The sequence below is a fragment of the Collinsella sp. An307 genome, from assembly GCF_002161805.1.
Lineage (GTDB): Bacteria > Actinomycetota > Coriobacteriia > Coriobacteriales > Coriobacteriaceae > Coprousia.
In genome coordinates this window covers 118,031-130,185 of record NZ_NFIP01000001.1, presented here as the reverse complement: position 1 = coordinate 130,185, position 12,155 = coordinate 118,031, and the positions used below count along the sequence as shown (strand labels likewise).

Annotated in this window: 12 protein-coding genes; 1 reads left to right on the top strand and 11 read right to left on the bottom strand. The window is 63.0% G+C overall.

From position 1 onward, the window contains the following. Positions 1–9 precede the first annotated feature (9 nt). The 3 genes from B5F89_RS00530 to polA form a co-directional block, all read right to left on the bottom strand. On the bottom strand, positions 10–477 hold the full coding sequence (locus tag B5F89_RS00530) for a GNAT family N-acetyltransferase (protein WP_158098376.1): 468 nt from the start codon (positions 475–477) through the stop codon (positions 10–12). Between the two features lie 202 nt (positions 478–679). Next, a complete protein-coding gene (locus B5F89_RS00525; protein WP_143758313.1) occupies positions 680–2,023 on the bottom strand; it encodes an MFS transporter in 1,344 nt (447 codons plus the stop codon). Next, positions 2,020–4,800, bottom strand: a complete 2,781-nt coding sequence (gene polA, locus B5F89_RS00520) for a DNA polymerase I (protein ID WP_087429856.1) — start codon at positions 4,798–4,800, stop codon at positions 2,020–2,022. Before polA ends, B5F89_RS00525 begins: the two co-directional genes overlap by 4 nt. Positions 4,801–4,957: 157 nt before the next feature. Here polA and B5F89_RS00515 point away from each other — a divergent pair, with 157 nt between their 5' ends. After that, positions 4,958–5,584: an HAD-IA family hydrolase gene (locus B5F89_RS00515; RefSeq protein ID WP_087429855.1), complete on the top strand. Its 627-nt coding sequence runs from the start codon at positions 4,958–4,960 to the stop codon at positions 5,582–5,584. A gap of 159 nt (positions 5,585–5,743) precedes the next feature. Here B5F89_RS00515 and B5F89_RS00510 read toward each other — a convergent pair whose 3' ends face one another. From B5F89_RS00510 to B5F89_RS00475, 8 genes are all read right to left on the bottom strand, one after another. Continuing rightward, entirely contained in the window at positions 5,744–6,427 is a 684-nt protein-coding gene (locus B5F89_RS00510) for a 4Fe-4S binding protein (RefSeq protein WP_087429854.1), read from the bottom strand. A gap of 83 nt (positions 6,428–6,510) precedes the next feature. Then, positions 6,511–7,476: a hypothetical protein gene (locus B5F89_RS00505; RefSeq protein ID WP_143758311.1), complete on the bottom strand. Its 966-nt coding sequence runs from the start codon at positions 7,474–7,476 to the stop codon at positions 6,511–6,513. Then, positions 7,476–8,210, bottom strand: a complete 735-nt coding sequence (locus B5F89_RS00500) for an ATP-binding cassette domain-containing protein (protein WP_087429853.1) — start codon at positions 8,208–8,210, stop codon at positions 7,476–7,478. Before B5F89_RS00500 ends, B5F89_RS00505 begins: the two co-directional genes overlap by 1 nt. Continuing rightward, positions 8,194–8,979, bottom strand: coding sequence for an amino acid ABC transporter permease (locus B5F89_RS00495; RefSeq protein ID WP_087429852.1), 786 nt, complete (start codon positions 8,977–8,979; stop codon positions 8,194–8,196). Before B5F89_RS00495 ends, B5F89_RS00500 begins: the two co-directional genes overlap by 17 nt. Further along, positions 8,979–9,929: a transporter substrate-binding domain-containing protein gene (locus B5F89_RS00490; protein WP_087429851.1), complete on the bottom strand. Its 951-nt coding sequence runs from the start codon at positions 9,927–9,929 to the stop codon at positions 8,979–8,981. The genes B5F89_RS00495 and B5F89_RS00490 overlap by 1 nt, the downstream gene beginning before the upstream one ends. A gap of 13 nt (positions 9,930–9,942) precedes the next feature. Continuing rightward, positions 9,943–10,401, bottom strand: a complete 459-nt coding sequence (locus B5F89_RS00485; RefSeq protein ID WP_158098375.1) for a MarR family transcriptional regulator — start codon at positions 10,399–10,401, stop codon at positions 9,943–9,945. Between the two features lie 115 nt (positions 10,402–10,516). Beyond that, positions 10,517–11,137 carry an SOS response-associated peptidase family protein gene (locus B5F89_RS00480; protein WP_087429849.1) on the bottom strand — a complete coding sequence of 207 codons (621 nt, stop codon included), beginning with the start codon at positions 11,135–11,137 and terminating at the stop codon, positions 10,517–10,519. Between the two features lie 77 nt (positions 11,138–11,214). Continuing rightward, positions 11,215–12,144: a restriction endonuclease gene (locus B5F89_RS00475; RefSeq protein WP_087429848.1), complete on the bottom strand. Its 930-nt coding sequence runs from the start codon at positions 12,142–12,144 to the stop codon at positions 11,215–11,217. Positions 12,145–12,155 lie beyond the last annotated feature (11 nt).

The following is a 12,155-nucleotide window of genomic DNA, read 5'->3' as shown; positions in this document are numbered from 1 at the left end:
ATGTGGGAATCAGAGCTCGCGTGAGAACACCGTCTCGACCTCGCCGTGGCGGTCGCGGCCGACTCCGCAGGGCTCGTAGCCAAACTTCTCGTAAAGCCCCTCCTCGCCCGAGCGGATGTACATGCGGGTGAAACCCGCCGTGTGGGCGAGGTCCTCCGCCACGCGGATCATGCGCTCGGAGAGGCGACGGCCGCGGAGGCGCTCGTCTACGCACACGTAGCCGATGAAGGGCGTGCGGTCGTCGTCCACAAGGCCGTCCTCCGCGGCGAGCGTGCAAAAGCCCGCCGGCTCCCCATCGACCGTCGCCAAGATCACACGCTGCCACCCGGTGAAGTAGCCCTCGCGCATCTTGCGGGCAAGCGAGCGGGCACCGCGCCACGGGCAGACGTCCACGAACGCGAGCGCCGCGTCCCACAAGCTGTCCGCAGGTCCAATCGCCACGATACTCGTACTTGAAGACGGGGAGATCTGAGCCATAGGATGTATCCTTTCACGTTTCCTTTCGCAAAAATGCGGGAATTCAATAATGTCTCTAAGCGTCACCGAGTATCCCATGAATGTGAAAAGAGGAAACCCGAGGTAGGACGGTCGCTCGTGTGTGGCCTATCTGCTCGCACGCTCTCAGATTATTGAATAGATGAAAACTGGGAGTGGGAAGGTCCCAAGGGTCGTTTCGAAGCTATCCCTCCTGTCCGCGCCGGCGCTCCTCCGCCACGATGCGCGCCACCGTGCGACGGCGAACAGCGAGGTAGACGAGCGGAACGGCGAGCACCACCAGACTCGCCCCCACGAGCACACCCTGCACGCCAAAGATGGCGGCGAGCGCCGGTGCAGCAAAGAGCGGCAGCGCGCCCGCCCCGTTGAACCCGGCGTTCATGACCGAGTTCACGCGACCGAGGACCTCGATGGGTGCATGCATCTGCACGAGCGTGTTCTGGAGCGGCGTCACCATGCCAAAGGCGCAGCCGAGCACCATCTGCCCCGCAAGTGCGCACACCACGTACGGCGTGCCCACGTAGAGCAGGCAGCCTACGCCCTGCAAGGCGATGAGGAGGATGAGGGTGAGCACGTTCACGTGGGCGCGCGGCACGCGGATTGCCAGAAGCGACCCGATGACGCTCCCCGCCCCCGCCGCGCTCGAGAGCCAGCCCATCCAGGAAATGCCCACATGCAGGACATCGCGGTAGAAGAGCGACTCAAGCGGGTCGAAGGCGCCGTAGCCGGTGTAGGCGAGCACGCCCACGCCAAAGAGCAAAGCGAGCGAGGGCACGGTAAAGACCGTTCGCACCGAATCCGCAAACGTTGCAGCGGGAGCGTCAGGCGCAGGTGCGGGTGCGGCGACGCCAGACGCGGCGGCATCGGATGCATCAGGCGAGACAGTGGCAGGCGCGGGTACGGGCGCGTCGAGCGCGCGCGAACGCACCCTGGCCGCGCGGACGCGCAAAACCCGCTCCACAAGCAGGTAGGCGGGCAGCGCCGCGGCGGCGGAGAACACCGCCGTGGCCAAAAAGACGCGCTGGGCAGGCAACACCGTGGCGATGATGCCGCCCACGGCGGGCCCCACCACCACTGCGACGTTGGACACCACCGCGAGCAGGGCGTTCACGCGCTTGAGCTCGTCGGCGTCGTCGGTCAGATAGGCAGGATACGCCGAGAGGAAGGCAAAGCCGAGCCCCGTCGCAAACCCAAAGGCGCAGCTCATGGCAAGCACGTTTGCCACGCAGGGGGCGGTAAGTTGAAAGAGCACGCTCGTTGCCACCGCCACGGCAAGCGTCACCGCGGCATACAGCCGGGGGCCGCGCACGTCGAGAAGCGTCCCGCCGGCGGCGTTGCCAAAGATGATGAACAGGTTGAAAAAGCCCACCGCCCCGGCAAGCGCCCAGGTGGAGGCGCCCACCTCGTAGGTGAGCGTCCCGATGATGCCTATGAAGTAGGCCGCCTGCACGCCAAGGTAGACAAGAAAGCGGGTTGCTACCAATAGAAACGTTCCCGCCGGCAGGCCGGTACGCATGCGACGTGTCACTTCGCGTCTGCCCAGGTGGTGCCCACCGAGGCATCTGCCACAAGCGGCACGGCGAGCGTGACCACACCCTCCATCTCGGCGCGCACCATCGCGATGAGGCGCTCGACCTCGTCCTTGGGGCACTCAAAGTCGAGCTCGTCGTGCACCTGCAAGATCATGCGCGCGGCAAAGCCCTCGTCCTCCAGACGGTGCGCCACGCGCACCATGGCGATCTTGATGATGTCCGCCGCGGTGCCCTGCATGGGGTGGTTCATGGCGGTGCGCTCGCCAAAGGCACGCTGCGAGGGCACGCGCATCTTGAGCTCGGGAATGGGGCGGCGGCGCCCAAAGAGCGTCTCGGCATAGCCCGTCTGCTTGGCGTCCGCCACCGTGCGGTCGAGAAACGTCCGCACGCCCGGATACGCCTCAAAGTAGCGGTCGATCATCTCGCGCGCCTCGGCCTGCGGGATATCGAGCGACTGCGAGAGGCCGTATGCCTGCTGACCGTACACGATGCCAAAGTTAACCGCCTTCGCGCGGCTGCGGAGCGCGGGCGTGACCTCCTCCACCGGCACGTCAAAGACGCGAGCGGCGGTCTCGGCATGGAAGTCCTCGCCCTCGTTGAACGCGGCGATAAGGTGCGCGTCACCCGAGAGGTGCGCGAGGAGCCTCAGCTCGATCTGGCTGTAGTCGACCGCCACAAAGACGCTACCCGGCGCGACCGTGAAGGCGGTCTTGACCGTGTGGCCGAGCGCAGAGCGCGTGGGAATGTTCTGCAGATTGGGGTTGGACGAGGAGAGGCGACCCGTCGCCGTGATGGTCTGGTTGTAGGTGGTGTGCACGCGGCCGTCCGCGCGGCGCAGCGCGCCCAGCGTATCGAGGTAGGTGCTCTTGATCTTGGTCTTCTCGCGGTACTCGAGGACGAGCTGGACAAACTCGTTGTCGCGGGCGAGCTCCTCGAGCACGCGGGCGTTGGTGGAGTAGTAGCCGCGCGCGGTCTTCTTGAGGCCGCGGGTCGGCAGGCCCATCACGTCGAAGAGGATGTGCGAGAGCTGCATGGGGCTCGCGATGTTGAAGGTCTCGTCACCGGCGAGGGTGCGGATGCGACGGGCGAGGTCGTCGATCTCTGCCCCCAGGCCCTCGGCAAGAGCGGAGAGGCGCTCGGGATCAACGTACATGCCCGTGCGCTCCATGGCGCAAAGCACCGGCACAAGCGGCATCTCGATCCGGTCAAAGAGCGGACGCGCACCGTCGCGGTCGAGCGCGGCGGCAAGCGGCTCCTGGCACGCGCGGGCAACAACTGCGGCGCGCGCGGCAACCGTGGGCGCATCGTCGTCGGCGCCCTCCTCCCCCGCCGCCACGGGCAGCGAGAGCGCGAGGTAGGTATCGGCGAGGTACGCGTCGTCAAAGCTCGAGCGCACCGAGTCGAGAAGATATGCCGCCACCACGGTGTCGAAGAGGCGCGACGCGTCGAGCGAAAGCGGGTCGAGAAGCTCCGCCTCGGCAGAGTCCACGGGCGAGAGCTCGTGCAAAAGCGCCTTCACATCTGGCGAGGCAACGTGCCCCTCGCGCAGCAGGCGCGCAAGCACGCTCGCCACAAGACCGCCCTCAAAGGCAAAACCGACGACGGGGCCAGTCGCAACAATCGCCGTCGGGCCGTCCGCGGGCTCGTCCACCGCCACGAGCGCACGCGACGTGGCGACCCAGAGCGTGCGCGTAAGACCAAAGAGCGCGCCCTCCTCGCGGTCGTCGTCGAGCGTCACGCCCAGCCACTCGCCTGCGGCGATCGCCCGGTCGAGCTCTGCGAGCGCTGCCTCGAGGGCAGCCGCGTCTGCCACATCGGCACGCAGGGCCTCGGGCAGCGTGAGCTCCGAGGGACCGGAAGCCGTCGCACCCTCCTCGCCGAGCAGCGCCAAGAAGCGGTTCTGCATGGCCATGATGCCGAGCGCCCCAAGAGACGCGGTAACGTCGTCTGCGGTGTAGGCGGGAAACGCCGTCGCGTCAAAGTCGACCTCCACCGGCGCGTTCGTCTGAATGGTCGCCACCTTGCGCGAGAGCAGGGCATCGTCGATGTGGGCGCGCAGGTTCTCGCCCATCTTGCCCTTGACCTCGTCCGCATGCGCAATGACCTCGTCGAGCGAGCCGTACTGCGCAATGAGGGCGCTCGCCTTCTTGGGGCCAATGCCCGGCACGCCCGGGATGTTGTCAGACGTGTCGCCCTTAAGGCCGTAAAAGTCGGGCACAAGCTCGGGCGTGATGCCGTGGTAGAGGTCCTCCACCGTCTCGGGCGTCATGATCTGGACGTCGGAGAGGCCCTTCTTGGTGCCCACGATCTTCACGTGCTCGGTAGAGAGCTGGTACATGTCGCGGTCGCCCGTGATGAGGTACATGTCGCACCCGGCCGCCTCGCCGGTGCGGGCGAGCGTGCCCAGGATGTCGTCGCCCTCCCAGCCCTCGGCCTCAAGAATAGGCACCTTAAGGCCGCAGAGCAGCTCCTTTACCATGGGGAACTGCACGCGCAGGTCTGGGTCCATGGGCGGGCGCTGCGCCTTGTACTGCGGAAGCATCTCCATGCGCACGCGCGGCTTGCCCTTGTCAAAGGCAACGGCGACCCCGTCTGGATGGAACGCGTCCACCATCTTGAGGAACATGTTGAGAAAGCCAAAGACGGCGTTGGTGGGCCGACCGTCCGGCGCGTTCATGGTGGGCGGTACGGCGTGAAACGCCCGGTGCATAAGCGAGTTGCCGTCGATGACAGCAAACGTACGGCGGTCCTTGGGCGCAGTGGTGTCAGACATGGGGGCATCCTCTCCGGTTGGCTGCCTACCAGTCTACCCGCCCGCGCGGACACGCGCCACAACGTTGCGCCATATCGCTGCCGGCTCGCGCGCCCGCGCCCCCTGCGTGTGATAATGACGCAAGCATCCCGCCCGGCTGCTACAAGAAAGGACCGCCATGCCCTGCCGTGCCGTGATCTATGACATCGACGGGACCGTCCTCAACACCCTCAACATGAACATGTGCCCCCTCATGCGCATCATCGAGGAGGAGACGGGCGAGGCGTGGACCTTTGAGCAGGTGCTCAAGTTTGCCCCGTGGCCCGGCATGAAGGTGATGGAGGCGCTCGGCGTCGCGGACCCCGAGGGCACCTATGCGCGCTGGGCGCGTTATGTGAACGAGTACGAGGAGGGCGCCACCCTCTACGAGGGTTTTGACGAGGTATTTGCCGAGCTTTCCGCCCGCGGTATCACGCAGGCCGTGGTCTCTGCCAAGACCCACGCGCAGTACGAGATCGACGTTGTCTCCAAAGGCATCGACCGCTATATGGAAACGGCGGTGCTTGCCGAGGACACCGACCGCCACAAGCCCGACCCCACCCCGCTTCTCATGTGCCTCGAGCGCTTGGGTGTTGAGCCCTCCGAGGCGATCTACATCGGCGACGCGCACTCGGACTACGAGGCGGCGCGCAACGCCCACATGGCCTTTGGCTACGCCACGTGGGGCAGCACGTCCTCAGAGGGCATCGAGGAGCCAGATGTTGTCCTCGACGCCCCCAAGGACATCTTACAAGCGGTGCTCTAACCCAAGTTCTCGCCGTTTGAGGCGATAACGTTGCGATACCAGAAGAACGAGTCCTTGCGGATGCGGTCGCGCGTCTCGTCATAGTCAAAGTGCGCTTGGGTCCGATGGCAACCAAAAGCATCTCTTACACGCAGTTGCTCCCCAGAGGCGCTGTGTGCGTCAACAGCCCTTGGAGCGCACCGCGCCTGCCGGGCATGCGTGGTGGCAGTTGCCGCACTCGTCACAGCGCTCACCATGGATTTCATACGCTGCGCCATCTGCCGTGGGGAAGATGGCCTTATGCGTGCAGGCCTGGGTGCAGGCGCCGCAGGCAATGCAGCGATCCGAATCGATAGAGAGGCCCGGCGCCTCAAACGCGTCACCGCCGAAGGCGAAACGCTCACGCAAAATCTTATGGTCGCGATGAACCATATTGAAGTCGTAGTCATAGTACTCGCCGTGGAAGCGGTCGAGCACGAAGACGACGGTCTCCGGATACTTGTTGATATCATAGACAGCCACGTTGAACAGCGGGTTCGCCGCCGCCTTGGCGTCCACCTCTTCCTGTGCGAGCTCGCGCACCGTCCCCGAGACGCGCACCATGTAGCCGGGTTGGAAGTGCGGGAGGTTGTCATCATCCCACGTGCAGTGCTCAGAGGTCTTCTCGGCAGAGACCGTAAGGGCGCCGAGCTTGAGCTGGCGGTAGAACGGTTTGACGCGCATGGTGCGCAGGTAGAGCCCCTCGTTATCGTAGGCAAAGAAGTGCGCGATGCGCGAATCAACCCCACCCGCGCCATCCAGCGTGGCAAAGCTGCAGCAGCCCACCTCGTTAAACAGATTGAATACCTCTTCGATTGTCTTCATTGCAGATCCCCCCTCTCTTTTGGAGCGGGTTATCACACCCTGCCCCATCTCTCTGAACCATGGTGCCGGGCGAAATGGCGGTACTATCCAAACAGCTCCCGGTACCGAGCGGCTATATAGGTTGCGTACTCGGCCATAAGGTCGTAGCCCAAAAGCTCATCGCAATCCGCAGACACATTGGAGACAGAATTGGCATCGATAAAGACGGGAGCCCGCTCGGTCTCGATAACGTCAAAGCTACCGAGCTCAAAACCAAGAAGCGTCGCCGCGCGCTCCGCTGCGGCTATAACGTCGGGCGGGCAATCCTTGTAGGGCTCGTAGGTGGAGCCGAAGTGGTAGGACGAGAGGCCGTTTGCGGCAATGCTCCGACGGTGCAAATGCGCAACCCGACCACCCACAATCTCTATGCGTGTGAGATAACCGGCCCGCGACCTCACATACGATTCGACGATAAAGACGGTCGCCGCGGGCGCCTCGGCAAGAAACTCCCGCGCCTCGTCCTCATCGTGCAGCACCGCTGTGCGCGCCGAGCGGCCGCCGCAGTCGGGCTTGATGATGCAGGGGTAAACAAGTGCGGTCGGGTCAATGTCAGCGGGCACAGCGCACGCGAGAACCGCCGGCACCGCAATGCCCGCACGTCCGAGCGCCTCGGTGGCAGCGCGCTTACTCACCTCAAAGGCATGGGCGCGCCCGGGATTGATAAGCATAACCCCACGTTCGCCTGCTTGCGCAACTACCTCCGCCATGTGCACATGCGATGCGGCGTGCCCGCGCTCGAGCGCACTCGCAAAGACGCGACTCACGAGGAGCTGACATGAGAGTGCGTTCTCGGTGGCATCCTGCCGCTCCATATCGATCATCCGCACGGGCACGTCTCGCGCAGCGAGCTCCTGAGCAAGCTTGAAGTCGGACCATTCGCTCGACTCGTAGAGCACTCCCACCCAAGCGGCATCTGGCGCCGGGCCGTCCGCCACATAGGCGACCTCATCTGCGGCAGGACCGCTCGGCACGCGCCGTACGCACTCCCCCGTGCAACCCGTCGTAACCATCACACGCTCCATTCCAGCAACTTACCTAAAAAGCGCCCCAACTCGGGCGTCTTGGGTGCCGCGAACAGCTCCGCCGCAGAACCGTATTCCATGAGCGTCCCGTGGCAGAGAAACGCCACTTTGTCGCACGCATGGCGCGCAAAACCCATCTCGTGCGTGACCGTGATAAAGCGCGTGCCCTCGCGTTTGAGGTCTGCCAGCAAATCGAGCACCTCGGTGGTGTACTCGGGATCAAGCGCGCTTGTAGGCTCGTCGAGCAGAAGCATCTTAGGGCGCGGCGCCACGGCGCGCGCGATAGCCACGCGTTGTCGTTGCCCGCCCGAAAGCTGAGCGGGACGTTTGTCTCCCTCACCAGCGAGGCCAAAGCGGTCGAGCAGCTCGTCGGCACGCGCCGCCGCGCTCGCCTCATCCATACCATGCACGGCACGCAAGGGCAGCGCAATGTTCTCGCGCGCCGAAAGATGATGAAAAAGACCGCCGTCCTGAAAGACAAAACCTAGGCTCGCCCGGTAGCGCGCAAGCGCGGCCTCATCAGTAGGCACGACCTCGCCATCTAACACCACACGCCCTGCGCTCGGCGCCAAGAGCCCGCCCAGGATACGGAGAAACGTCGACTTTCCGCCACCCGAAGGACCGATGACGGCAAGCGTGGTGACATCGTCCTCAAAGTCAATGCCGCTCAGCACTTGGCGGTCGCCAAAGCTCTGCCAAAGGCCCTCAATCTGCATGCGCATAGTCGAGCCTCCTCTCAAAGTAGCGGCTCACAAACATGATGGGCAGCGTGAGAACAAGGTACGCCCCCGCGAGGAAGAGATAGGTCCCAAACAGATTGAACGTGGCAGAGCTGATTTCTTGCATGGTCTGAGTGAGCTCGATTACCGCGATGACCGAGAGCAGCGACGAGTCCTTGACCATGCTTGCAAGCTGCCCCGTAAGCGCCGGGAGCGTGCGACTCACGAGCTGCGGCGCCACCACGTAGCGTAGCGTCTGCCGCCGAGTGAAGCCCACCGCCCGCGCTGCCTCCAACTGTCCAGCGTCGAGCGAGTTCAGACTGCCACGCACAATCTCGGCGATGTAGGCACCCGAGAAAATGGAGAGGATGATGATGCCCGCCGCCAAACGGTTCTCTACACCCCACGCAGTGCCCACGATGTAGAAGAAGAGATAGATCTGGGCGAGCAGCGGCGTGCCGCGCATGAGTTTGACGTACACATCGCAGAGGTAGCGAACCGGCAAGATGCGGCTCCCCTGCCCCACCGCAACGGGCAAACCGATGGCGAGGCTCGTCACAAGACTCCCGAGCGCAATCTCAAGCGTGAGCACAAGACCGTCCAAGATACGCACGCGGTACTGCGCCACAAAGCTAAAATCGAGAGCTACGCCCACTTGCAAGAGCGACACCCAAAAGAACCCAATGATGAGGGCAACCACAATGAGGTAGCTAACCGCTGCCTTTATGGGGCCGGGTCGCTCGCCGGGGCGCACGGTAAAGGGATTTGGCATTAAGCGTCCTCTCCCGCCGCACCCTCAACATCCGCCGCGGTGCCAACAGCGCCATCGGCCGAGCCCTCGGCATCGGCATCCTCAAAATCAAAGAACCAGCGGAAGCCGAGCTCGTCAAATGCGGCTTTCTCCTCAGCCAGGTACTCGCCGGTCAGACGATCGAACTCGCCGTTCGTCTTACTCTTGGCAATAAAGGCATTCAGCTCCTCACGCAGTTCGTCATTGCCCGAGGCCACGGCAATGCCCCAGTACTCGGGATCCTGAAACGGAATAAAGACCGCACGCGTGGTGTCGGGGTTGGCTTGGTTGTTGCGATAGATGGTGAGCTGGTCGTAGAAAAAACCGTCCGCTCGTCCCTGGGCAACCTCGGTCACGCAGGCGCTCTCGTCCGCCAAGCGCAGAATCTCTGCATTGACGAGATTCTTGGTCGCATAGACGTCGCCCGTCGAACCGGTCTTAACTGCAACGGTCCTGCCCGCTTGGTTGAGGTCCTCTACGCTCTCAACACCCGAGTCCGCACCAACAAGAATCGCGAGCTGCGCCACCGCGTAGGGATCGGTGAAGTCAACTTCCTCCTCGCGCTCGGGCGTAATGGTGATGGAGCTCATGACGGCATCAGCCTTACCGGTCTGAAGCGACGGGATGAGGCCGTCAAAGCTGATGTTGTCAATCTGAAGGTCGTAACCGTAAGAATCCGCAAAGTCTTGCATGAACGTGACAGAGACACCCGAGGGATTACCCGCGTCGTCCTTAGTTTCAAAAGGTGGGTAGGCAAGTTCCATGGCAACGCGAAGCGTTCGCGCACCGCCCGACGAAGCCGAGTCCGCGGCAGCAGCCGAACCGCTCGCCGCGCCCTGACCGCTCGAGCAGCCCGCAAGGGCAGTGCCAATCGCTGCCGCAGCAGCAAGAAACCCGCGGCGGCTGATGGAGGTGTGAAGGTGGTTCAACATGGTTCTTATCCTTTCATTTGATCTTGTGGGAATCGCTATTGCGCTCAATTGCCGCACGTAGATTGCGCTGCATAACAGAAAGCACGCGCGCGGCAGTGGCAAGGTCCTCTGCGGAGTTGCCATCCATCCACGTAGCGCGCAGAACCGCTGAAATCTGGGCAAAATCCCGCTCGAGCTCACGCCCGCGCCTGGTGAGCAGAACCACCGTGGCGCGCCCATCAGTCTCATCCCGCGCGGTCTTGGCATATCCGAGCTTTACGAGCTTCCGTACAAGAGCCGTCACAGTGGAGGGATCGCGCTTGATTCGGCGCGACAGCTCGGTCATGCGCATCCGCTCGCTATCAAACAACTGCGCCAGAATGTCGCCGTGCGAAGGAGCGAGTCCCGCATAGCCGCGTCGCTCAAGCTCGGTTACAAGAAGCTGATTCACCAGTCTGCGCGTACGCGAGACCTCATAGGCAAAATCCTCCACACTCAAGCACCTCCCCCACCAAAACGCTCTGCCAACGCTGCCAGTATACCATATTTATTTTGATATCCCAGTATTTTTAGATGAGCATGCTGATCCTCAGGGCGTTTCGGTACGGTTAAAGCTCTGGCTCGGCGGCAAGCGCGATGCAGCTGCGGTCGGCAAGGCTCGCAAAATCGCCCGAGAGCCAAATGGCAGACTCCCCTGGCCCCAGCACGAGCGGCATGCGGTTGTGCACGGGCGCGACCGCGGCGTTGGGCTCGGTCGTGACGATGGAGAGACGTCCTCCCTCCGTGACGCCGGCGAGCAGGAAGGCACGGGCGCCCGGCAAACGAAAGCGATACTGGCGGCGCACGGGCTTGCCGGTGCGCTCACTCGGCACGCGCTCGGTCATATGCCCCTCGTAAAACGCGCGCACCGGCACAAGACAGCGACCGTGCGAGATAGCGTCGAGCCAGAGGCCACGCCCGCGCTCGAGCTGGGCGAGCGCCGTGTCGAGGCGCGTGTTGAAGACGGGGCGTCCGTCCCGCGGCGACTCGAAGCCCCAGATAAGCGACACCGTGGCGAGGGCGCCGTCCTCCCCGGGCACGTAGGCGGGCACGAGCGACCCCGGCCACGCGTCGCGCGCGGGGTCGAAGTCCTCATCGCCAGCGTTCAGACGCGCCCGACCCGTCGCACGACGGGCATCGAGCACTTCCTCCGCCTCCTCAACGGTGAGCGGACACATTCGCTGGCACATAGTTACCCACGACCTCCATCAGGGCGCGCAAAACCGACAAGCACGGCAGGAACTCCGATACCCAGAGGGCAACTCCCTTACTCATCCTCCACGTAAGAGGTGAACGTATCGGAGTCTACTGCCTTGATGAAGAACGTCTGCTTCGTTGCAACGCCAAAGTCGTTCTCGATCATAAGATGCGCGAGCTTCTGCCCATCAATCAAAACGATATGCTGCATCTTGGCATAGGCAACCGCGGGAGCGGAGAACTGGGACGTTGTAACGAACAGGCCCTTTCCTCCTCTGCCAGCGATTGCACCGACAAAGGCTTGGATATCGGGCCTCCCCACGGCATGGTTTACCGCGTAGTGCTTTGCTTGCACATAAATGAGATCGAAGCCGAGCTTATCGAGCATGATGATGCCATCGATCCCTTCATCGCCCGTCTTCGGAGTTGTCCTCGCAGGCGCCTCGAGCGTACCGTAACCCATCTTTGCCATAAGGTCGAGCACCATGTGCTCAAAAGCGACGGGAGTGAGCTTCATGACTTCCTCTAGGATCTCATCAGCAAGTTGGGCAGTAATCTCTTCATATGCTTGGGCGAGAGCCTCATCAGGAGTCTCGGACTGTGCACCATCCGCATTTCCATCATTTGAATCTGCTCCGACGTTTTTTTCACCGCCGCGACTTTCCTCCTTGAACACACGGAAGGAGTCGAAGCGAACAAGATAATCGTTATCTATAGGGCAGTCTGAAGCAAGTGCGTCTACTCCTGCTTGGTCGATTTGATAACAGCCCCGCCTGGGCGAATGCATGAGACCGGCTTTCTTGAGATAAGTGCGAGCCCAGCCAATACGGTTATCGATTACTCGCTGGCGCTTGCTGGGAAGATATTCGTTGCGCTCCTCTTCGGTCAAGTTGAGCTCGGCAACAATAGAAGCCCGCATCTCTGCCGCGGAGTGCTCCGCCCCATCTGCAAGAAACCGCAGTACGTACTCGAACAGCTCGTCATACTTTGGAATCGCCATCGCAAAGCCCC

Coding starts and splice junctions, on each gene's coding strand:
- B5F89_RS00530 (WP_158098376.1), bottom strand. CDS start 477: ATGGCTCAGATCTCCCCGTCTTCAAGTACGAGTATCGTGGCGATTGGA.
- polA (WP_087429856.1), bottom strand. CDS start 4,800: ATGTCTGACACCACTGCGCCCAAGGACCGCCGTACGTTTGCTGTCATC.
- B5F89_RS00515 (WP_087429855.1), top strand. CDS start 4,958: ATGCCCTGCCGTGCCGTGATCTATGACATCGACGGGACCGTCCTCAAC.
- B5F89_RS00510 (WP_087429854.1), bottom strand. CDS start 6,427: ATGAAGACAATCGAAGAGGTATTCAATCTGTTTAACGAGGTGGGCTGC.
- B5F89_RS00505 (WP_143758311.1), bottom strand. CDS start 7,476: ATGGTTACGACGGGTTGCACGGGGGAGTGCGTACGGCGCGTGCCGAGC.
- B5F89_RS00500 (WP_087429853.1), bottom strand. CDS start 8,210: ATGCGCATGCAGATTGAGGGCCTTTGGCAGAGCTTTGGCGACCGCCAA.
- B5F89_RS00495 (WP_087429852.1), bottom strand. CDS start 8,979: ATGCCAAATCCCTTTACCGTGCGCCCCGGCGAGCGACCCGGCCCCATA.
- B5F89_RS00490 (WP_087429851.1), bottom strand. CDS start 9,929: ATGTTGAACCACCTTCACACCTCCATCAGCCGCCGCGGGTTTCTTGCT.
- B5F89_RS00480 (WP_087429849.1), bottom strand. CDS start 11,137: ATGTGCCAGCGAATGTGTCCGCTCACCGTTGAGGAGGCGGAGGAAGTG.
- B5F89_RS00475 (WP_087429848.1), bottom strand. CDS start 12,144: ATGGCGATTCCAAAGTATGACGAGCTGTTCGAGTACGTACTGCGGTTT.